At 68.8% G+C, this 19800-nt stretch carries 20 protein-coding genes; 3 read left to right on the top strand and 17 right to left on the bottom strand.

Features of this window, described 5'->3' with window-relative positions; all coding sequences use genetic code 11:
* Positions 1 to 4: 4 nt before the first annotated feature.
* The 6 genes from ACFVDI_RS07675 to ACFVDI_RS07650 form a co-directional block, all read right to left on the bottom strand.
* Entirely contained in the window at positions 5 to 802 is a 798-nt protein-coding gene (locus tag ACFVDI_RS07675; RefSeq protein ID WP_378902435.1) for a DUF1684 domain-containing protein, read from the bottom strand.
* 160 nt (positions 803 to 962) lie between these two features.
* Positions 963 to 2462, bottom strand: a complete 1500-nt coding sequence (guaB, locus tag ACFVDI_RS07670; RefSeq protein ID WP_378902432.1) for an IMP dehydrogenase — start codon at positions 2460 to 2462, stop codon at positions 963 to 965.
* 61 nt (positions 2463 to 2523) lie between these two features.
* A complete protein-coding gene (locus tag ACFVDI_RS07665) occupies positions 2524 to 3435 on the bottom strand; it encodes a GNAT family N-acetyltransferase (RefSeq protein WP_378902429.1) in 912 nt (303 codons plus the stop codon).
* 54 nt (positions 3436 to 3489) lie between these two features.
* On the bottom strand, positions 3490 to 4275 hold the full coding sequence (locus ACFVDI_RS07660; RefSeq protein ID WP_378902426.1) for a DUF1684 domain-containing protein: 786 nt from the start codon (positions 4273 to 4275) through the stop codon (positions 3490 to 3492).
* Between the two features lie 66 nt (positions 4276 to 4341).
* Positions 4342 to 5097 carry a hypothetical protein gene (locus ACFVDI_RS07655; protein WP_378902423.1) on the bottom strand — a complete coding sequence of 252 codons (756 nt, stop codon included), beginning with the start codon at positions 5095 to 5097 and terminating at the stop codon, positions 4342 to 4344.
* A gap of 113 nt (positions 5098 to 5210) precedes the next feature.
* The gene (locus ACFVDI_RS07650; protein ID WP_378902420.1) at positions 5211 to 6740 is read right to left on the bottom strand and encodes an LVIVD repeat-containing protein; all 1530 of its coding nucleotides are present in this window, start codon (positions 6738 to 6740) and stop codon (positions 5211 to 5213) included.
* A 132-nt stretch (positions 6741 to 6872) separates the two neighbouring features.
* Here ACFVDI_RS07650 and ACFVDI_RS07645 point away from each other — a divergent pair, with 132 nt between their 5' ends.
* Positions 6873 to 7535 carry a DUF305 domain-containing protein gene (locus ACFVDI_RS07645; RefSeq protein ID WP_378902417.1) on the top strand — a complete coding sequence of 221 codons (663 nt, stop codon included), beginning with the start codon at positions 6873 to 6875 and terminating at the stop codon, positions 7533 to 7535.
* A 20-nt stretch (positions 7536 to 7555) separates the two neighbouring features.
* On the top strand, positions 7556 to 8305 hold the full coding sequence (locus ACFVDI_RS07640; RefSeq protein ID WP_378902414.1) for a GH25 family lysozyme: 750 nt from the start codon (positions 7556 to 7558) through the stop codon (positions 8303 to 8305).
* Positions 8306 to 8317: 12 nt separating this feature from the next.
* Here the strand turns inward: ACFVDI_RS07640 and ACFVDI_RS07635 are convergent, their stop codons facing one another.
* The 4 genes from ACFVDI_RS07635 to ACFVDI_RS07620 all read right to left on the bottom strand — a co-directional run bounded on the left by ACFVDI_RS07635 (position 8318) and on the right by ACFVDI_RS07620 (position 12324).
* Positions 8318 to 9244, bottom strand: coding sequence for a hypothetical protein (locus ACFVDI_RS07635; protein ID WP_378902411.1), 927 nt, complete (start codon positions 9242 to 9244; stop codon positions 8318 to 8320).
* A gap of 234 nt (positions 9245 to 9478) precedes the next feature.
* Positions 9479 to 11098, bottom strand: a complete 1620-nt coding sequence (groL, locus tag ACFVDI_RS07630; RefSeq protein WP_378902408.1) for a chaperonin GroEL — start codon at positions 11096 to 11098, stop codon at positions 9479 to 9481.
* Between the two features lie 91 nt (positions 11099 to 11189).
* Complete coding sequence (gene groES, locus ACFVDI_RS07625) at positions 11190 to 11483, bottom strand: co-chaperone GroES (RefSeq protein ID WP_008362423.1); 294 nt, start codon at positions 11481 to 11483, stop codon at positions 11190 to 11192.
* A 190-nt stretch (positions 11484 to 11673) separates the two neighbouring features.
* Complete coding sequence (locus tag ACFVDI_RS07620; protein ID WP_378902405.1) at positions 11674 to 12324, bottom strand: hypothetical protein; 651 nt, start codon at positions 12322 to 12324, stop codon at positions 11674 to 11676.
* Positions 12325 to 12402: 78 nt separating this feature from the next.
* On the opposite strand from ACFVDI_RS07620, the gene ACFVDI_RS07615 reads away from it, so the two are divergent.
* Positions 12403 to 13566 carry an SAM-dependent methyltransferase gene (locus tag ACFVDI_RS07615; RefSeq protein WP_378902402.1) on the top strand — a complete coding sequence of 388 codons (1164 nt, stop codon included), beginning with the start codon at positions 12403 to 12405 and terminating at the stop codon, positions 13564 to 13566.
* 3 nt (positions 13567 to 13569) lie between these two features.
* On the opposite strand, the gene tsaD is transcribed toward ACFVDI_RS07615, so the two are convergent.
* The 7 genes from tsaD to alr form a co-directional block, all read right to left on the bottom strand.
* Entirely contained in the window at positions 13570 to 14616 is a 1047-nt protein-coding gene (gene tsaD, locus ACFVDI_RS07610; protein ID WP_378902399.1) for a tRNA (adenosine(37)-N6)-threonylcarbamoyltransferase complex transferase subunit TsaD, read from the bottom strand.
* 194 nt (positions 14617 to 14810) lie between these two features.
* Complete coding sequence (locus ACFVDI_RS07605) at positions 14811 to 15359, bottom strand: hypothetical protein (protein ID WP_378902396.1); 549 nt, start codon at positions 15357 to 15359, stop codon at positions 14811 to 14813.
* Positions 15360 to 15437: 78 nt separating this feature from the next.
* Complete coding sequence (gene rimI, locus ACFVDI_RS07600) at positions 15438 to 15884, bottom strand: ribosomal protein S18-alanine N-acetyltransferase (protein WP_378902393.1); 447 nt, start codon at positions 15882 to 15884, stop codon at positions 15438 to 15440.
* The gene (gene tsaB / locus ACFVDI_RS07595) at positions 15881 to 16573 is read right to left on the bottom strand and encodes a tRNA (adenosine(37)-N6)-threonylcarbamoyltransferase complex dimerization subunit type 1 TsaB (protein ID WP_378902390.1); all 693 of its coding nucleotides are present in this window, start codon (positions 16571 to 16573) and stop codon (positions 15881 to 15883) included. Before tsaB ends, rimI begins: the two co-directional genes overlap by 4 nt.
* Before the next feature lie 10 nt (positions 16574 to 16583).
* Positions 16584 to 17528: a tRNA (adenosine(37)-N6)-threonylcarbamoyltransferase complex ATPase subunit type 1 TsaE gene (gene tsaE, locus ACFVDI_RS07590; protein ID WP_378902387.1), complete on the bottom strand. Its 945-nt coding sequence runs from the start codon at positions 17526 to 17528 to the stop codon at positions 16584 to 16586.
* Positions 17525 to 18616, bottom strand: coding sequence for an alpha/beta fold hydrolase (locus ACFVDI_RS07585; protein WP_378902384.1), 1092 nt, complete (start codon positions 18614 to 18616; stop codon positions 17525 to 17527). Before ACFVDI_RS07585 ends, tsaE begins: the two co-directional genes overlap by 4 nt.
* Positions 18613 to 19788, bottom strand: coding sequence for an alanine racemase (alr, locus tag ACFVDI_RS07580; protein WP_378902381.1), 1176 nt, complete (start codon positions 19786 to 19788; stop codon positions 18613 to 18615). Before alr ends, ACFVDI_RS07585 begins: the two co-directional genes overlap by 4 nt.
* Positions 19789 to 19800 lie beyond the last annotated feature (12 nt).

Raw genomic sequence — 19800 nt, 5'->3', positions numbered from 1 at the left:
GCCCTCAGAGAGGAATCTTCTCCCCCGCTTCGACCGCGACCGGCAGCCGGTTGCCGGCCGGTGGAAGCGGGCAGGTGGCGTGGTCGGTGTAGGCGCACGGCAGGTTGGTGGCGCGGTTGAAGTCGACCAGCACGTTGCCGTCGTCGTCCGGTGCCTCCACCGAGAGGCTCCGGTTGGCTGCGTACGTCGTCCTGCCCGAGGTCTCGTCGACGAAGAGCACGTGCAGAGAGCCAGGCGCGGATCCGGGGAAGGCGACGAGGCTGTGCGTGGCATCGCCCACCGCGAACTCGATCTCGCCGACCGCCTCGTAGACGTGCTCGAGGCCGTCGACGACCGAACCGACCGTCGTCGGCACCGGCGTCTCATAGGCGACGAAGCGCCCCGGCACGGCCCACCTCGGGTCGGGCGCGTAGGCCTCGGTGCCGCGGTAACCGGTCAGGACCGGGTTGTCGGGATGGCGCGGACGAAGGATGTCGGTGTCGCCACGCCTGGCGATCTCGACGACTGCGTCGCCGAACGCAGCGGTGATGCCGTCATGCTCGTCGATGACGCCGAAGGAGTGCCGCCCGGTGATCTCGGCTCCGTTCACGACCAGCGACTCACCCGGCGCGAGCGAGACCACGACACCTTCCGGGCCGCTCGACCAGGCGCCCGGCACGTCGTCGTACGTCTCGGGCTCCTCGGCGAGCCAGCGCATCGAGGTGATCGCGAGGAAGCCGTGGGCCGAGGCCCGCCGCTTCTCGTGCGCCTCGTGCCACGCCGCCCATTCCTGGGCGAAGGTCTCGATGTCGACGACGGTCATTGGTCCTCCCGAAAGGTTCAGAATGCAAGCCCGGATCCAGCTCTGGGATTGAACTCCGTCGGGTCCGGCTTTGTGCCCGAAATACCCACATCGTGACCATCTCGTCGCACGAAAGGGTCGAGCCCCGGATCCGTGGATCCGGGGCTCGCGTCGACGCAGGTCAGACGTGGTAGTTCGGCGCCTCTGCGGTGACCTGGACGTCGTGGGGGTGCGACTCCTTGAGCGAGGCGGAGGTGATCCGCATGAAGCGGCCCTTCTCCTGCAGCTCGGGGATGGTGCGCGCGCCGACGTAGAACATGGTCTGGTGCAGGCCGCCGGTGAGCTGGTGGGCGACCGTGGCCAGCGCGCCCTTGTAGGCGACCTGGCCCTCGACGCCCTCGGGGACGATCATGTCGTCGTCGGTGACCTCGGCCTGGAAGTAGCGGTCCTTGGAGAAGGACTTCTTGCCGCGCGAGGACATCGCGCCCATGGAGCCCATGCCGCGGTAGGCCTTGAACTGCTTGCCGTTGATCAGGACCGTGTCGCCGGGGGTCTCCTCGGTGCCGGCGAGCATCGAGCCGAGCATCACCGTGTCGGCGCCGGCGACGATGGCCTTGCCGATCTCGCCGGAGTAGCGCAGGCCGCCGTCGGCGATCACCGGGACGTCGGCCGGCTTGCAGGCCAGGCTCGCTTCGTAGACGGCGGAGATCTGCGGCACGCCGACACCGGTGACGACACGGGTGGTGCAGATCGAGCCCGGGCCGACACCGACCTTGACCGCGTCGGCGCCCGCGTCGACGAAGCTCTGCGCGCCCTCGCGCGTGGCGACGTTGCCGCCGATGACCTGGACGTGCTTGGTCGCCGGGTCGGTCTTGAGGCGGCGGACCATGTCGATCAGCATGCGTACGTTGCCGTGGGCCGTGTCCGCGACGAGCACGTCGACACCGGCCTCGATGAGCGTGGTGGCCCGCTCCCAGGCGTCGCCGAAGTAGCCGATCGCGGCGCCGACGAGCAGACGGCCCTGCGCGTCCTTGGAGGCGTCGGGGAACTGCTCGGACTTCACGAAGTCCTTGACGGTGATCAGGCCGGTGATGCGACCGTCGGTGTCGACCAGCGGGAGGCGCTCCAGCTTGTGCTGGCGCAGCAGCTTGGTGGCCTCTTCGCGCGAGATCTCGGCAGGGCCGGTGATCAGGTCCTTCGAGGTCATCACCTCGTTGACCTTCGTGGTCGCCCACTCCGCGACGGGGGTGAACCGGAGGTCGCGGTTGGTGATGATGCCGATCAGCTTCTGGTCGACGTCGACCACGGGGAAGCCGGAGATCCGGTATTCGCCGGCCAGCTTGTCCAGCTGCTCCAGCGTCGCGTCCGGGCCGATGGTGACCGGGTTGGAGATGATCCCGGTCTGGGTGCGCTTGACCAGGTCGACCTGGTAGGCCTGATCCTCGATGCTCAGGTTGCGGTGGAGGACTCCGATGCCGCCCTGACGGGCCATCGCGATCGCCATCCGGGACTCGGTCACGGTGTCCATCGCCGCGGAGATCAGCGGGACCCGCAGGTTGATCTCGCGGGTGAGCCGGGAGGTCGTATCGATGTCAGACGGCGCCAGATCCGAGTATCCAGGCATCAGGAGTACGTCGTCGTAGGTGAGGCCGAGCGTCGCGAACTTCTCCGGGATCTCCATGAAGAGATTCTACGTTCAGCCTCCCGCGTGGCCGAAAACGCCAGAAGTCATCTTGACGAAATCAGGTCTGCAGCGGTTTGAGGTCCCGCACCGGCACCTTGACGGTCAGCAGATCGCCGGCCATCCGGATCCGGCCGCGCATCCCGGCGGCGAGAACCATGGGCAGCACGGCCTGGTTGTCGGACTGGGTGGTCAGCAGGATCTCGTCGGCGCCGAGCATGTGCGCGAGCTTGGCGGTGTCGACGAGCAGCCGGGTGCCGATGCCGCGACGCTGCCAGGCCGGGTCGACGCGCAGGTTGACGACGCGTACGTTCTCGTCGTCCTCCGCCGGACCCAGGACCTCGCCGATGCCGACGGCGACGCCGTCGATCAGGGCGCTGACGGTCTCGCCGGTGACGACGAGGTCGGGGGTGCTTCCGGTGCCCAGGCGGCGTACGGGCGGGGTGGTGCCGATCGCCGCCGACTCGCGGCTGCGGTCGAGGACGTCGTTGACGAGGTCGGCCATCGCGGAGCCACGGGCGTGCTCGGTGGCGGTGAAGGGTGCGGTGCGGTGGAGCTGGACGTCGACGTCGGCGACCCGCAGCTCCATGGTGTCGTGGACGACCCCGGGCGGAGCCTCGGCCTCGGCGTCGAAGAGCTGGGCGACCACCTCCGGGAACGACATCGGCCGCTCCAGCACGTGCCGGCACGCCTGCACGTAGCGGGTCGGCTGGTCGGCCAGCGCCGCCTCGTTGGCGGCCTGGATGACGGTGTCGCCGCCACCCGCGGAGGAGATCACGTCACAGATCTGGGCCTCACCCCACCCATCGGGCGTACGCAGCACGAACTCGTCGGTCACCTGCGCCAGTCCCGGGAAGATCTGCATCCCCAGGATGTTGACCCCGGCCTCACCGCAGCGCTGCGCCAGCGCCGCCAGTGCACCCGGTCGGTCCGGCAGCGTCGTACGCACTCTCCACAACATCGTCCCCGCCATGAGCCCTAGTCTGCCTGTTTCGCTGTTTCTGATCCGTTTCCCACGGTTAAACCTTCAGTCCGCGGGCGGCCGCGGCGGGGTCTGCTCGCCCGCTTCGACGAGCACGTCGATGTGGTTGCTCGCGGGCGGAAGCGGACAGGTGGCGTGGATCGTGTAGGCGCAGGGCATGTTCGCGGCACGGTTGAAGTCGAGGACGGCCTCACCGTCGACCGGACGCCGCACGTCGAGCTGGCGGCAGGCTGCGTAGGTCGTGACCCCGCTGGTCTCGTCGGTGAACAGCAGCCACAGCTCCTCGTCGCCGCCGTCGAAGGCGATCAGCCGCTGCGAGCGTCCGCCCACCTCGAACGCGACCTCCCCCACGGCGTCGATGATGGTCGAGCGACCTACGACCACGGAGCCGACCGAGATCGGGCGACTCGTCTGGTAAGCGGTGTAGGTGGCTTTGACCTGCCAGGACGGGTCCGGATCGTACGTCGGGGTGCCGGTGTAGTCGCGCAGGAAGGGACCGTCGGGCTGCCGCGGCCGGAGCACCGGGGTGCCGAAACGGTCGGCGACCTCGACCGTGCCGGCGTCGAAGGTGGCGATCACACCGATGGGATCGACGTGGCCGAAGACGTGACGACCGGCGAGGGTGACCCCGCCGAGCTCGAGCCACTCGCCTTCGCCGAGCTCGACGACGGCGCCATCCGGACCGTTCGACCAGACACCCGGGATCCCGGAGAAGCGCTGCGGCCTCGGGCCCAGCCAGTGCAGGCCGGTGATCGCCAGGAAACCTTCGGGACTTCTCAGCTCGGCCTCCCGCTCATCGCGCCATCGCTGCCAGGCCTGCTCGAAAGTCACGCGCCGCACTCTACAAAGACATGCGTTGCCAGGTCTTGCAATGGTCGCCGACTTTTACCCTCGGTTTCACCGGCCGTGTGCCTGACCCCTCCCCCGTGCGAGCCGGGCCAGGCGGATCGCACCGCGCGCCGCGGTGACCAGGACGAGGTACCACATCGAGGCCACGATCAGCAGCGGGATGATCAGGTGGTTGCGCTCCTCGAGCGCCTGAACGACCCCGAGCAGGTCGGTGATCGAGAGCACCGAGACCAGGCTGGTCGCCTGCAGCGTCGTCACCAGGATGTCGCCCGAGGCGGCGAGCCGGTCGTCCTCGTGGAGAGCCCTGGCTGCGTACGCTCCCAGCGCCAGAGCCAGTCCCACGATCGCCGCGTGGACCGGCGCGACCAACCGCATCGCATCGATGTGCACCCCGGGGATCCCGAAGGTGATGTCGGGGAAGACCAGCGCGACGTTGCTCCACAGCAGGAGCTGGACGAGCACCGGGATGCTGCCGAAGACCCAGACGTACGCAGCCGCGATCCCGCCCAGCAACGGGTTGCCCGACCTCTCCATCCTGATCACGACGAGTCCGATCGCCGAGGCCACCGCGAAGACCAGTGCGGTCAGCCGGATCGTGAGCCACACCCCGGCGAGGACGTCCGGATGGAGCAGATGGTGGACGACCTCGCCCGGGAGCAGGTTCTCGTTCCTCGACAGGCTCAGCAGGAACCTGAGGAGAAGGAGGACGAGCACGCCTGCCGCCAGCCACTCGAGCAGGCCGCGTCTGGTCAGCCGGGCCGCGTACGCCCGGCTGGTCCGGTCGGCAGCAACGGTCTCGGTCATCGCGGTGAACCATGGCGTCTCCTGGTGACCGGGAGGTTGCGATCAGCTGGTCATTGCCTGAAATCACCGAGTCGGCGCCACTTGTACGGCAAGATGCGCCGACTCGGCTCTGCTCAGTAGGAGGGCTGAGCCTGGACGTTCAGCTCGTCGAACCGCACCTTCTTCGCCGAGGCGACCCGCGGGTCACGCAGGTCGAAGACGTCGAAGCCGCGCTGGATCTCGTTGGAGTAGATGTAGCCGTTGTAGTAGTAGGTCGACCAGGGGCCTGCGATCGTCGAGGTGTCCTCGAACGGGCCGCGGTCGAACCAGGCGATCTCCTTCGGGTTGGCCGAGTCGGTGAAGTCGTAGACCGACACACCGCCCTGATACCAGGCCTGGACCATGATGTCCTTGCCCTTGACCGGGATCAGCGAGCCGTTGTGGGCGACGCAGTTCTCGGTGTTGGACTGGGTGCGCGGCATCTTGTAGTAGGACTTGAAGACGAGCTGTCCGTCCTCGATGTCGTAGATGCCGTTGGCGCCCTTCTCCATCCCGGTCTCCGGGTTGCAGGTCGGCGCACCGCCGCCACCGAGCTCGTCGGTGAAGACGACCTTGGTGCCGGTGTTGTTGAAGGTGGCCGAGTGCCAGAACGCGAAGTTCTCGGTGTCGGTGACCTGCTCGGTCACCACGGGGTTCTCGCGGTCGGAGATGTCCATCAGGATGCCGTCGCCCATGCAGGCGCCGGCGGCGATGTCCTTGGACGGGTAGGTGGTGATGTCGTGGCAGCCGGCGGTGTTGGTGTAGCCGCCGTCGGGGAACAGCACCGGCTCGTTGACCACCGCGGCCTGCTCAGGCGCCCGCTTCGGGATCTTCACGATGCTGATCTTGTCGTGCGGGGGCTGGCAGTCGGGGTATTCGAGGCGCGGCCCGTAGGAGGAGACGTACGCATAGACCGCCCGCCCGTCCTTGCTCGGTGCCAGCGAGTGGGTGTGGGAGCCGCACTTGGTCTCGACCGCCGCGACGTACTCCGGGTCTCTCGGGTTGCTGATGTCGAAGACGCGGAGGCCTTCCCACGACTCCTTGATCGCGGCCGACTGCGCCACGTTGTCGCAGGTGTTGTTGCTGCGGCTGGAGTCGACGGAGAGGACCAGCAGGTCGCCGTAGACGGAGATGTCGTTCTGGGACCCGGGGCAGACGTACTGCTTCACGAGCCGTGGGCTGGCCGGGTTCTTGATGTCGATGACGTTGAACCCGTTGTAGTTTCCTGCGAAGGCGTAGTTGCCCTGGAAGGCGAGGTCGCTGTTGAGGGCGTTGGCGGGGGTGAAGGCACCCGACTTGGGGATGTTGGCGATCAGGTGCATGTTGGGTGTGCCGTCGGACTCGCCGGCGGGCACCACGGGATTGTTGGCGCCCAGCTGGGCGAGGTCGTTGCCGGCGACGCAGGCGGAGGCGAAGTTGTCACCGAGCTTGGTGATCGCCTGCTTCTCTTCGGCCGTGCAGCTCGTCTGGGCCTCGGGAGCCGGAGTCGTCTGACTCGAGTCGGTCTCGGTGCCGTGGGTGTGGGACTCGTCTGCGGAGGACGGGGCGGCGACGGCCAGCCCTCCTGCGACAACCAGGACCGCCGCGATGGGGGCCAGGTATTGGGTAGGTCGTCTAAGCCTCATGATCGCAAGCCTTCCGAGTCGGCCGCCGTGGGGTGGCACGGGCATGACCTCTCAACTTTAGTAAAAGTCGTACATGGCCGGCATGGAATGTGAATAAATTGTTCCTCCCTGCGGCATCTCGGAAGGAGACACATGTCCAGGCGACTCGGTGTCATCTCGGTCGTCGTGATCGCGGCGATCTCGCTCGGCGGGTGCGGGGGCTCCTCGCACGACGCGCACGCCTCCCACGGCTCGCCCTCACCCGGCCCGGAGGCGGCCACCCAGTCGGCGCCGGTGGTGCAGGGCGGTGCACCCGGCGAGCCCGCGCGGACCGTCTCGCCTTCGCCCGCCGGCACGGACGAGTGGACCCAGACCGACGCCGACTTCGTGACGATGATGATCCCCCACCACGCCCAGGCGCTGGAGATGACCCGACTGGCGCGGGAGCACGCCGTCCACCCCGAGGTCGTGTCCCTGGCCAAGCGGATCGAGGCGGCCCAGGGACCCGAGATCGTGGCGATGAGCGGCTGGCTCGACCTGCGCGGACTGAGGGTGCCCCGGGCCTCGGATCCCCCGCACACCATGGCCGGCATGCTCACCCCCGAACAGATGACCGCACTCGGCGAGGCCCGTGGCGAGGAGTTCGACCGGCTCTTCCTGACCGGGATGATCCAGCACCACCAGGGCGCCCTGGAGATGGCTGAGCCGATGGCGTCCAAGGGCGGCGACGCGCTGGCGATCGAGATGGCGACGGACATCGAGACGACGCAGTCGGTGGAGATCGAGATCATGGAGAAGCTGCTCGCGGAACTGTGAGACCGGGTACGTTGCGGCGGGTGCCCCTCACCCCCACCCGCCGTCGACAGGTGCAGATCAGCTCCGCAGTCCTCGCCTGCCTCGCCCTGATCATGACCGCGCTGGTCTACACCGGCGTCGTGATGCCGACCCGCCTGTTCGCGGCGAAGTACGACGTACGCGGCATCGACGTCTCCCACCACAACGGCACCGTCGACTGGCCGCGGGTCGCCGAGCAGGACATCGACTTCGCCTGGATCAAGGCGACCGAGGGTTCCTCCCACGTCGACTCACGATTCGCCGCCAACTGGGCCCAGGCGCAGCGCGCCGGGATCGCCACCGGCGCCTACCATTTCATGAGCTTCGAGAGCCCGGGCTCCGACCAGGCGCACAACATGATTGCCACGGTGCCCCGGGTCCCCGGCACGCTCGCCCCGGTCGTCGACCTGGAGCCCTACGGATCCTTCAAGGGGAATCTGCCGCCCGCCACCGAGGTCCGCGCCATCCTCGACCCGCTGTTGTCCACGCTCGAGGCGCACTACGGGATCGCGCCGGTCATCTACACCACCCCGTCGGCCTATCGCGCCTATCTGGTCGACCTCTACCCCGACAACCCGATCTGGTTTCGCTCCGTCGCCTGGACGCCCCGAGTGCCCGACGGACGTTCCTGGACCGTCTGGCAGTACTCCAACCGGGATCGGCTCGATGGCGTCGGCAGTGAGGACGAGGCGTACGTGGACATGAATGTGCTCTCGGACGACGCCGACCTCGCCGACCTCACCATCCGCTGAAGTCAGCTGAAGTCAGCTGACCCTGACGGTCTGGTCGTAGACCGTGCGCAGGGATCGGGGTCCGGGATCATCCGGATCCTCCTTGGCCCCGTCATAGACGCGCTTGATCCGCAGGTCTCCGCCCCTGAAGCTCCAGCCCACCTCGAAGGCGACCTTCGCTTTGGTCACGTCGTCCCACGACGCCGACTTCTCCTCGACCTCCAACGTCTTGGTGGGCTTGGCGCCGTCCAGGGTGATCGTCGCCGCCCCAGGCCCGGTCTCATAGCCGGTCGTCGAGCTGCCGGAGCCCCACGTCCGACTGCTGGTCTGCAGACTGACCTCGACGACCAGCCAGGCACGATCCTTGCCCGGCCAGCCGAGCTCACGGTGGTACGGCAGTCCCGAGCTCACCTTGAGAGCGCAGTTGAGCCAGGTGCGCGCCTTGGCGCCGTCCACCGTGCTGTCCTTCTGCTCGGGGCACTCCTGTGAGGATATCCGCGGGACGGCTGTCTCCAAGGTCATGTTCGGCCCGTCGGTGCCGAGCCCCAGGATCAGGTCGTCAACCGCCTCGGTGTGCCCGTCGAACTCCAGACTGACCCCGATGTCTTGGAGTCCGGTGTCCTCCGGCACGACCAGGTAGTAGCCCCCAGGAACATCCTCCCCGCCGGGACCCAGGGCCTTGTGCCACGCCGCCAGGTCGGCAATCGTCGTCGGCTCACCGTCGATCACCAGGGCCAGGGACTCGTCCGGCGTCTCGTCCAGCTCCATCGCGAAGACGTCGCCCGGCGTACCGTGGATGGTCCAGGTCACCGTGATGAAAGCGGCGCCGTCCGGCGCCTCGGGGGCGACGCCGAGATCCTCGGCTCGATACTCGCCGAGCCGCTTGAACGGCGAGCTCACCAGCACGGTGTAACGCAGGCCCGGGCGGGTGATCTCGACCGGGCGTCCCTGAAAGCTCACGTGCTCCGCACCCGCGGGGATGAGCTGCCCCAACGTGGTCGGCGGATCGTCGCTATCACCGTTACCGTCACCGCTTGTGCCGCATCCGACGATCAGCGGCATCAGCAACGCCAGAACCCACAGCCCCCGAGATCTCATGAGCGATGTCTATCGCGATCGGCGGGGGTTGTCGACACACGGAGGCCCGGTGTCACTGGGTGACACCGGGCCTCCGGTTGCTCGGTCGAGCGAGGATCAGTGGCCGTGGCCGTGACCGTGACCGGCCGCGGGCGCGTCGTCCTCTTCCGGCTTGTCGACGACCAGGGTCTCGGTCGTGAGCAGCATGCCCGCGATCGAGGTGGCGTTGATGAGCGCGGAGCGGGTCACCTTGACCGGGTCGATGACGCCCTGGGCAACCAGGTCGCCGTACTCGCCGGTGGCGGCGTTGTAACCCTGGCCGACGCCGAGGTCGCGGACCTTGGTGGTGATGACGTAGCCGTTCTCGCCACCGTTCTCGGCGATCCAGCGCAGCGGCTCGTCGGCGGCCTTGCGGACGACGCGTACGCCGACCGCCTCGTCGCCCTCGAGGCCGAGGTCCTTCTCCAGGACGGAGACGGCGTGGATCAGCGCGGAACCACCGCCGGGGACGATGCCCTCCTCGATGGCGGCGCGAGTCGCGGAGACAGCGTCCTCGATGCGGTGCTTCTTCTCCTTGAGCTCCACCTCGGTGTGAGCGCCGACCTTGATCACGCAGACGCCACCGGCGAGCTTGGCGAGGCGCTCCTGGAGCTTCTCGCGGTCCCAGTCGGAGTCGGTGCGCTCGATCTCGGACTTGAGCTCGGCGACGCGGCCCTCGACGGCAGCGGCGTCGCCGCCACCCTCGACGATGGTCGTGTTGTCCTTCGACACCGTCACGCGGCGAGCGGTGCCGAGCACCTCGAGGCCGACCTGGTCGAGCTTGAGGCCGACCTCCTCGGCGACGACCTGCGCACCGGTCAGGATCGCGATGTCCTGCAGCATGGCCTTGCGGCGGTCACCGAACGCGGGCGCCTTGACGGCGGTCGCGTTGAAGGTGCCCTTGATCTTGTTCACGACCAGGGTCGAGAGGGCTTCGCCCTCGACGTCCTCGGCGATGATGAACAGCGGCTTGCCGGCGGCGATGACCTTCTCCAGCAGCGGCAGGAGCTCCTGGATGGAGCTGATCTTGCCCTGGACGAGCAGGATCAGCGGGTCGTCGATGACGGCCTCCATCCGCTCCTGGTCGGTCACGAAGTACTGAGAGATGTAGCCCTTGTCGAACTGCATGCCCTCGGTGAACTCGAGCTCGGTGCCGGTGGTGTTGGACTCCTCGACGGTGATGACACCGTCCTTGCCCACCTTGGCGAAGGCCTCGGCGAGGATCTCGCCGATCTTCGCGTCGCGGGAGGAGATGGTGGCGACCGAGGCCATGTCGGACTCGTCGACGACCTCACGGGCGGCGGCACGCAGCGCATCGCCGACGGCGGCGGCAGCGGCGTCCATACCGCGCTTGAGGCTCATCGGGTTGGCGCCGGCGGCAACCGCGCGCAGGCCCTCGTGGACCATCGCCTGGGCGAGGACGGTCGCGGTGGTCGTGCCGTCACCAGCGATGTCGTTGGTCTTGGTCGCGACCTCCTTGGTGAGCTGAGCACCAAGGTTCTCGAACGGGTCGTCCAGCTCGACCTCACGGGCGACGGTGACACCGTCGTTGGTGATGGTCGGGGCGCCCCACTTCTTGTCGAGGACGACGTAGCGGCCCTTGGGGCCCAGCGTCACCTTGACGGCGTTGGCGAGGGCGTCGACGCCACGCTCGAGGGCGCGGCGGGCGTTCTCGTCGAACTCCAGGATCTTCGGCATTAGTGTTTACTCCCTAGTACGCAGTGCGCGGCCGAGGCCGCCGGGACATATACCCCGCCCGGCCCGGCCGCGCTTTGCGAGACGGATGACGTCAGGCGATGACCGCGAGGATGTCGCGGGCCGACAGGATGAGGTACTCCTCGCCGGCGTACTTCACCTCGGTGCCGCCGTACTTGCTGTAGATGACCTTGTCGCCCACGGCGACGTCGAGCGGGACGCGGTTGCCCTTGTCGTCGATACGACCCGGACCGAGGGCCAGGACCTCGCCCTCCTGGGGCTTCTCCTTGGCCGTGTCCGGGATGACCAGGCCCGAGGCGGTGGTCTGCTCGGCCTCGACGGCCTTCACGACGATGCGGTCCTCGAGCGGCTTGATGTTGACCGACACTGTGTCGACCTCCCCATTTCTTCTATGGAGTCAGATGATTCTGGGTGGGTGTTGCTACGTCTGTGCTTGCGACATTGCCGCGTACGCCGTCGCGGGGGTCGCACCCGGCTCGCAAGCGCTGGCACACTCAAGGGGAGAGTGCCAATGCAGACGTTAGCACTCGGCCACAATGAGTGCCAGCAAGGCCCGGTTATCGCTGTCCGGGGAGTCTCACCGTCAGCGCGATCGCGCCAGCCACCAGCCCCACGACGATGATGCCTCCGACGACCAGGAGGGACCAGCGGTCCTCGCGTTCGTCCCTTTCCTCAAAAGTGGTGACCCGGAGCTCCTCACCATCGGTGGGCAGGCGCCCCAGAGACGACGACTCTCCCGGGGCCAGGGACTTCTCGGTCGCGGCCGAGCTGCTCGGCTCCGCCTTCTCTTCCGGTGCGTCCGCGGTGACGTCTGCCGTCGGTTCCTCCCTTGGCGCCGTGGTCTTCTGGTCCGGTTCGGGCTCGCTGGCGACCGGGGTCTTCACGTACGTCACGGAGTAGCTCTCCAGCTGCTTGCCGCTGCTGTGACTGACGACCGTGGTCCGCCGCGGCGTGGCGAGCGTGTGCCTCTCGGCGCCGGCGTTTCCGCGTCCGACCACGCAGAACGACGCGATCCGGTAGCCCTCGGGCGCCGTCGCGGTGGCGGATGTGGCACCCACTGAGGTGTACGAGCGGTCCCCGGATGAGCATTGGCTCACCGGGGTCGCGGTGTCGGCCGACGCGGGCAGCGCAAGCGTCAGCGACAGCAGAGTCAGGACGGCCCCGGCCGCCCAGAGGATCGGCAGGGCCATGCGGGGGGATCTACGCACTCGGCGGATCCTACATAAACACCCGGCGGGGTAATGGAGTTTGCCGCGTCCGGAAGTGCGCCTGAGAGGATCGGCTACATGGATCTCGATGCCTTCGCCTGGTTGCTGACCGACGACGGGCAACGGCTGCTGGCGCGGGCCACCGAGATGGAGTCGTCCGGCTCGGCCTTGGCGGTGCAGACCGCGCTGCGCAAGGACGAGAGCGCCGAGCGCGTGGCCGCGGTGATGACCCAGGTCGACCTGCGCCGGAAGGCAGCTGCCAAGTTCGGCGACCTGGCGCCGAAGATGTACTTCACCCCCGACGGCCTCGAGCAGGCCACCCGTCTTGCTGTCGCGCACCACCGGGCAGCGCGGCTGCGGGCCTTCGACGCGGCGAGCGTCATCGACCTCGGCTGCGGGATCGGCGGCGACCTGATCGCCTCCTCCCGCGCCGGGCTCACCGCGGCCGGGGTCGACCACGATCCGGAGCGGGTCGCCGTCGCCCAGGCGAATCTCGATGCTCTCGGGCTGCCCGGCGCGGTCACCGTCGCCGACGCGACCGGTGTCGACCACTCCCCTTTCGACGTGGCCTACGCCGATCCGGCACGGCGCGGTGCCAAGGGCCGGGTCTTCTCCGCCGAGGGGTGGACCCCGCCGTGGTCATGGGTCGAGACGCTCTTCGAGCGCGATGCCTGCGTGAAGGTCGCGCCCGGGATCCCGCACGATCTCATCCCCGGTGGGGTCGAGGCCGAGTGGGTCAGCGACCGCGGCGAGGTCAAGGAGGCCGCACTGTGGTCGGGCTCGTTGGCCAGCACGCATCGCCGTGCCACCGTGATCGGAGAGCGGGGGCTGGCGACACTCACCTCCGAGGACGACCCGGGCGGCGAGGTCGGCGCGGTCGCCGAGTTCCTCTACGAGCCCGATGGCGCCGTGATCCGTGCCGGGCTGGTCACCGCCGTCGCCGCCGGGGTGCAGGGCCATCTGGTCGACGAGCACATCGCGTACGTCACCTCCTCCGCCTCCTTCGAGACACCCTTCGCCCGCGGGTACCAGGTGCTCGAGGAGCTCCCCTACCGGGAGAAGCAGCTCAAGGCGGCGCTCCGCGAGCGTGGCATCGGGAAGTTGACGATCAAGAAGCGCGGCGTCCAGATCGTGCCCGAGCAGCTTCGCAAGCGGCTCGCACTGTCGGGCTCGGCCGAGGCGACGATCGTGCTCACCAGAGTTGCCGGCGAGGGGACGTGCCTGTTGGTGCGACCCTTCTGAGGGTCAGACCAGGACGGTCGTGATCGGCTGGGAGGAATCGGCCGGCAGATCCAGGGCCGAGGGCGTACGTCCCCTGGCCACCATCTCCGCCCCCAGAGCCGCCACCATCGCGCCGTTGTCGGTGCACAGGCCCGGGCGCGGGACCCGGACCCGGATGCCGAGCTTGGTGGCCCGCTCCTCGGCGAGGACCCGGAGCCGGCTGTTCGCGGCGACCCCGCCGCCGATGATGATGTCCTCGATGCCTTCGGAGGAGGCCGCGTCGAGGGCCTTCCGCACCAGCACGTCGACCACAGCCTCCTGAAAGCTGGCTGCCACGTCGGCGACCGGTACCGGTTCGCCGCTGCGCTCCTTGGCCTCGATCCAGCGGGCGACCGCGGTCTTGAGGCCGGAGAAGGAGAAGTCGAAGCGGTGTCGCTCCAGGTCGCGGCGGCTGGTCAGCCCACGGGGGAAGTCGATCGCGATCGAGCTGCCCGACGTGGCGGTCCTGTCGATCACCGGACCACCCGGGAAGCCCAGGCCGAGCAGACGGGCGACCTTGTCGAAGGCCTCCCCCGCGGCGTCGTCGATCGTCGCGCCCATCGGGTCGACGCCTTCGGTGATGTCGGTGACCTTGAGCAGACTGGAGTGGCCGCCGGAGACGAGCATGGCCACGCACGGCTCGGGAAGCGGACCGTGCTGCAGCTGGTCGACCGCGACGTGCGAGGCCAGGTGGTTGACCCCGTAGATCGGCTTGTCGAGCCCGAGGGCGAGGGCCTTGGCCGCGGCCACCCCGACCAGCAGGGCGCCGGCGAGCCCAGGACCGGCGGTGACGGCGATCGCGTCGACGTCGTTCAGCTTGATGCCCGACTCCTGGCAGGCACGCTCGATCGTCGGCACCATCGCTTCCAGGTGCGCCCGACTGGCAACCTCCGGCACGACCCCACCGAAGCGAGCATGCTCCTCGACGCTGCTCGCCACCGCGTCGGCCAGCAGCGTGTGACCGCGCACGACACCGATCCCGGTCTCATCGCACGACGTCTCGATCCCGAGCACAAGCGGTTCATCGGCCATGGGTGCATTCTGCCGTGTTCACCTTGGATCGCCATGAATCGGTCCCCCTGGGGGGTACCGGTCCTCTCCAGTGAAAGAAAAGTTTCTTTCACGCGCGGGAGGAGGTCATCTGTGGGATCGTCAGCCGCCCACCCGGTCCGCCCGACCCCGACCTGAACCCAACGTCCCTCTCCCCCGTGAAAGAAACATTTCTTTCACACGCGGCCACCCTCCTGTCGAGGAGCGACCTGTCGAGAAGCAACCTCCGCGGCCCAGATCTGACGGGCGTCGTCGAGAGTCATCGGAGCATGACCGTCGCAGATGCTCGCCCAGAGCCCGCGAAGAACAACGGCCTCCCGTCCGACGTCCGATCGCCTGATCGTGTTGCCGAGAATCACGCGCAGATCGCGCCAAGCCTCGGCGACCTGTTCGGCCACGGAGTCGTCGGAGCGGCCGATCTCCTCGAACGCCAAGAGCGTTCTGATCGGGAACAACTCGATGTCTCGACACGGCATGAAGCCTGCCGCGCCCCGCGCAGCGGTGCGGTCACGCATGACGTCGATGATTGTCCCCAGGTGCCCTCCCACCACCCGAGCGAGCCGCTGCTGGCCGCCACCCAGCCATCGATGGACTGTCGGGACGCTGGCACCCATCGCTTCGCCGATCTCCTTGAGCGAAGGCGTCCGCATTCCGTGCAGGCTGATGGCGCGAGCCAGCCCCACGCCGGCTTCCAGGGTGATGGGGTCATGAGCGAACGGAACCATGGCGCCAGCAGACCACGAATCGGAAAACTCTGCCGAAAGTTATCCACAGGCCACTGAACCCGGGACTGAACCCGCAGGTCAGACCAGTTCCAGCGCCAGCACGATCCCGGTGGCCCCGTCGCGGTAGTAGCGCTCGCGGCGGTCGATCTCGACGAAACCGGCTCGGTCATAGAAGGGGAGGGCTGCGGTGTTGTCCTCGCGCACCTCGAGCAGCACCCGCTCTGCCTGCTCGGCTCGGGCCAGCTCGACGCAGGCCTGCAGGAGCACGTGGCCGATCCCCCGGCGCCGATGGTCAGCCGCAATCGCGATCCGCTGGAGCTCGGCGATCTCATAGACGACGCTCACCAGCGCATGCCCGACAACCGTCCCAGCATCATCGACCGCGACCAGGATCCGGACCGTGGGCATCTTGCCGTCGATCGCCACCTGCAGGTACTCGGGCGTCCAGGCGTCGTCAGGGAACGCCTCGACCTCGAGGTCGGCGATCGCGTGGACATCGTCCGGGCCGGCCGAGCGCACGATCATTGCGAGACCTTCTTCTGGACCTTCCTCTGGACCTTCTTCTGGGCAGCCTGCTCCACCGCATCCGGCCGGCGCAGGTAGAGCGGCTCGGGGTCCATCAGCTCGACCCGCTCCTCGGCAACCGCCCGCGCCAGCCACGCGGCGGACGGGCGCACCGGGCCGACCGGTGTCGGGAACGCGTCGGGATAGAGCAGCGCCCCCTCACCGACCACCGGCATCGAGGTGGCGACCTCGGCCGGCCGGGCGACGAACGGTCCCTCGAGGCGTACGCCGTCGGAGTCGTAGGACGCCAGGTAGACCTCCTTGCGCCGCGCATCGGTCGCCACGAAGAACCCGCCCTCGATGTCCCTCGTGGTCGAGCTTGTCGAGACCACGCCGGACTCCACCGCCTCCACCGCCAGCACGTCCAAGGTGCAGGCCGCATAGACCGGGATCTCCAGCGCGAACCCGAGCGTCCGAGCGGTGACCAACCCGACCCGGAGACCGGTGAACGGCCCCGGTCCGGCGCCCACGGCGATGGCGGTCAGATCCTGGCGTACGATCCCGGCCGCCGCCATGACATCGGCGATCAGCGGCGCGAGCTGCTCACCGTGCTTCATGGTCCGGTCGGAGGCGAGCTCGGCGACGACGTCGTCACCGTCGTGGAGCGCCACGGTGACCTGGGGCGTTGCGGTGTCAAAGGCGAGGAGCACGACTCACACCCTAGAGCGCGCTCAGGTCCACGCCACGCCAGCGGGCCCCGACGGGAACGATCTCCACACGCCGAGGATCGGCGCCGTCAGGCGCCTCGACCAGATCCAGCGGAGCCTCGTCGGCCTCGGCGCGGACGATCCGGATCTCCAGCCGCGACTCGGAGAGCCCCTCGGCCAGGCCCTCGCCCCACTCGACGACGGTCACCGCGTCGTCGAGATCGGTGTCCAGGTCGAGATCGTCGAGCTCGTCGATCCCACCCAACCGATAGGCGTCGACGTGGACGAGCTCCGGACCGCCGACCGTCGAAGGGTGCACCCGGGCGATCACGAAGGTCGGCGAGGTGATCTCACCACGCACCCCCAGCCCCGCCCCGAGGCCCTTGGTGAAGGTGGTCTTGCCGGCGCCGAGGCCGCCGGAGAGTACGAGTACGTCGCCGGCGGCGAGCAGACCGGACACCCGCCGACCCAGCTCGAACATCGCGCCGGGGTCGAGCGCCTCGACGACATGCTCGTTCAGCGGACGATGCAACCGCACCGCGGGCGCTTCACGCGAGATCTCGCGAAAGCCCTGCCGCTCCCAGAACCGCAGCGTCTCGGGGAGCTCTTCACGAGCGATCACAGCGAGATCGCCGAAGCCCTCCGACCGCGCCAGCCCGGCGGCGTACGTCACCATCTTGTGCGCCACGCCATGGCCCTGCTGATCAGGCAGAACAGCGAAACGACGCAGCCACATGGTCGAGTCGGCGGGATCCATCACGACGGTCCCGACCCCGACCCCGTCCAATCGCGCCAGGACGCCTCCGAAGCCGGAGAGGCGCTCCTTCATCGACCCCTCGGTCTCCCCGAGCGCATCGGCGGGCGGGTCCAGGGGCGGGCGGGCGGAGAAGGCCGTACGGACGATACCGAGCACCTCGGCCGCGGCCTCCGCCCCGACCCGCTCGAAGACGAGCGTCATGCCGATGCCGCATCCCGGGTGGCCGAGGCGAGCAGCTGGTCGAGCTCGGCGTTGACCTGACCATGCCGCTCGAGGATGACCATGTGTCCGGCCTTCTCACACTCGACCAGCCGCGAGCCGGGGATGTAGGAGTGCAGCTTGCGGCTGTGACCGACGGCGGTGAGCCGGTCGGCGGTGCCGCAGATGATCGTGGTCGGCACCCGTCCCATCGCGGCGACGCTCGAGAACTTGTCCAGCGCACGGAAGCTCGGGAAGAACTCCGCGACCACCTCGAACGGGGTCTGCGAGAGCAGCCCGTCGACGAACTCGACGTACGCCTCGGGCACCTCGTCCCCGAAGGCGAACACGTCGGTGAAGACGGTCGCCACCGAGGACCCCATGGCCCGGAACCGGTCGACGATCCCGTGCCCTCGGGCCAGTGTGCGCATGGTGCTGTTGGCGATCCCGCCGGACAGCTTGGCCGGGAGCACCGGGATCAGCAGCCGGCTCGGGTCCAGACCACCGGCGGTCGTCGAGATCAGGGCGGCACCGATGATGCGGCCACCCTCGTCGTAGGGAGCGAACAGCTCGGGGTGGTCCTCGGCGAGCGCGGCGATCGTCATCCCGCCCATCGAGTGGCCGATCAGGATCACCGGACCCTCCGGCACGACCGCGTCCAGCACCCGGAGCAGATCGTCTCCGAGCTGGTCGATGGTGGCGTTGCCGAGCGAGGACCGGCCGCTGCGGCCGTGGCTGCGCTGGTCGTAGAAGACCGACCGCACCAGACCCCGGTAGGCGGCGCGCTGGAAGTGCCAGCAGTCGAGGTTGAGGCAGTAGCCGTGGACGAAGACGAGCGTCACCTCGCTCGCGCCACCGTTGGGGTGAGCCGAGTCGACCTCGTCGATCTCCACATGGAGAGGTACGCCGTCGGAGGTCACCACGGTGACCGGACAGGACCGCAGCGTACCGAGCGGGGTCTTGTCCTCGGGGCGCTCCTCGATCGCGCGGCGGCGCTTCTTGACCACCACCGCGCCGCGGGCCGCCGCAGCGACCGCTGCCGCTCCCAGCGTCCCTGCCGCGATCTGACCGATCCGTGTTGCGATGCTCATTGGTCGCCTCCCTGCTCGGTGTCGACGTAACGCCGCTTCATCCGTCCTCCGATCCTGGTGACGACCTCGTAGGCGATGGTCTCGCTCGCCTCAGCCCAGTCCTGGGCGGTCGGCTCGCCATCGGCTCCGGTGCCCCACAGGACCACCTCGGCACCGGGTTCGACCGCGGCGTCGCCGAGATCGACCACGATCTGGTCCATGCAGATGGTGCCTCGTACGGGGCGCCGCACCCCGTCCACCCACACCGACGCGCGATTCCCGGCACGCCGCTGGATGCCCTCGGCATAGCCGACCGGGATCAACCCGACGGTCGTCGGCTCCTCGGCCACCCAGGTGTGGTTGTAGGAGACGCCCGCACCGGCCTCGATCCGCTTCACCAGCGCCAGCTCGGCGCGCACGGTCATCGCGGGGACGAGTCCGAGCTCGTCCCACGGCGATCCCTCGACGCCCGGCGCCGGGTCGATGCCGTACGTCGCGATCCCGACCCGCACCAGGTCGAGCCGTGCGCTGGGCCGCAGCAGCGCTCCCGCGGAGTTGGCGAGGTGGCGCACCTCGGGCCGCAGGCCGGCCTCCTCGGCGACCGCGAGCGCCTCACCGAAGACCTTCTCCTGGAGGGCGCTGGCCGGGTCGGCGGTGTTCTCGCTGGAGCTGAAGTGCGACCAGATGCCGGTCACGCGGATCGCCCCCTCGGCCTCCAGGGTCCGCGCCCGCGCGACCAGGTTGCCCCAGTCGGCGAAGGCGGCACCACCCCGGGACAGCCCGGTGTCGACCTTGAGCTGCACCCGCGGCGCACGGCCCAGGGCGTCGCCGGCGGCGGCGAACTTCTCCAGGTCGGCGGTGGTGTAGGCGGTGACGTCGATGTCCCCGGCCACGAGCTCCTCGGCGGGCTCGCTCGGCATGATCAGCCACGCCAGCAGCCGACCCTCGTCGCCGGCCGCGCGCAGCGTGAGCGCCTCGTCGGCCGAGGCCACGCCGAGCCAGTCGGCTCCGCCCTCGCGAGCGGCCCGTCCGGCCTCGACCAGGCCGTGCCCATAGCCGTCGGCCTTCACCACCGTCATGATCGGCGTACGGAGATGCTCCTTGAGCCGCGAGACGTTGTGTCGGATCGCGGCGAGGTCGATGACGATCTCGGCTCGCCGAAGCTGAGCCCGAGGCGCTGGGCTCGGTGACATGGTGTCAAGGAT

Origin of the sequence: Nocardioides sp. NPDC057767 (assembly GCF_042798275.1) — a bacterium.
GTDB lineage: Bacteria > Actinomycetota > Actinomycetes > Propionibacteriales > Nocardioidaceae > Nocardioides.
The sequence above is the reverse complement of the archived record's forward strand: the minus strand, read 5'-3'. Positions and strand labels throughout refer to the sequence as shown.

Coding starts and splice junctions, on each gene's coding strand:
- ACFVDI_RS07650 (WP_378902420.1), bottom strand. CDS start 6,740: ATGAGGCTTAGACGACCTACCCAATACCTGGCCCCCATCGCGGCGGTC.
- ACFVDI_RS07605 (WP_378902396.1), bottom strand. CDS start 15,359: ATGGTTCCGTTCGCTCATGACCCCATCACCCTGGAAGCCGGCGTGGGG.
- groL (WP_378902408.1), bottom strand. CDS start 11,098: ATGCCGAAGATCCTGGAGTTCGACGAGAACGCCCGCCGCGCCCTCGAG.
- tsaD (WP_378902399.1), bottom strand. CDS start 14,616: ATGGCCGATGAACCGCTTGTGCTCGGGATCGAGACGTCGTGCGATGAG.
- ACFVDI_RS07615 (WP_378902402.1), top strand. CDS start 12,403: ATGGATCTCGATGCCTTCGCCTGGTTGCTGACCGACGACGGGCAACGG.
- alr (WP_378902381.1), bottom strand. CDS start 19,788: ATGTCACCGAGCCCAGCGCCTCGGGCTCAGCTTCGGCGAGCCGAGATC.
- guaB (WP_378902432.1), bottom strand. CDS start 2,462: ATGGAGATCCCGGAGAAGTTCGCGACGCTCGGCCTCACCTACGACGAC.
- ACFVDI_RS07655 (WP_378902423.1), bottom strand. CDS start 5,097: ATGACCGAGACCGTTGCTGCCGACCGGACCAGCCGGGCGTACGCGGCC.
- ACFVDI_RS07665 (WP_378902429.1), bottom strand. CDS start 3,435: ATGGCGGGGACGATGTTGTGGAGAGTGCGTACGACGCTGCCGGACCGA.
- rimI (WP_378902393.1), bottom strand. CDS start 15,884: ATGATCGTGCGCTCGGCCGGCCCGGACGATGTCCACGCGATCGCCGAC.
- ACFVDI_RS07585 (WP_378902384.1), bottom strand. CDS start 18,616: ATGAGCATCGCAACACGGATCGGTCAGATCGCGGCAGGGACGCTGGGA.
- tsaE (WP_378902387.1), bottom strand. CDS start 17,528: ATGACGCTCGTCTTCGAGCGGGTCGGGGCGGAGGCCGCGGCCGAGGTG.
- ACFVDI_RS07675 (WP_378902435.1), bottom strand. CDS start 802: ATGACCGTCGTCGACATCGAGACCTTCGCCCAGGAATGGGCGGCGTGG.
- ACFVDI_RS07645 (WP_378902417.1), top strand. CDS start 6,873: ATGTCCAGGCGACTCGGTGTCATCTCGGTCGTCGTGATCGCGGCGATC.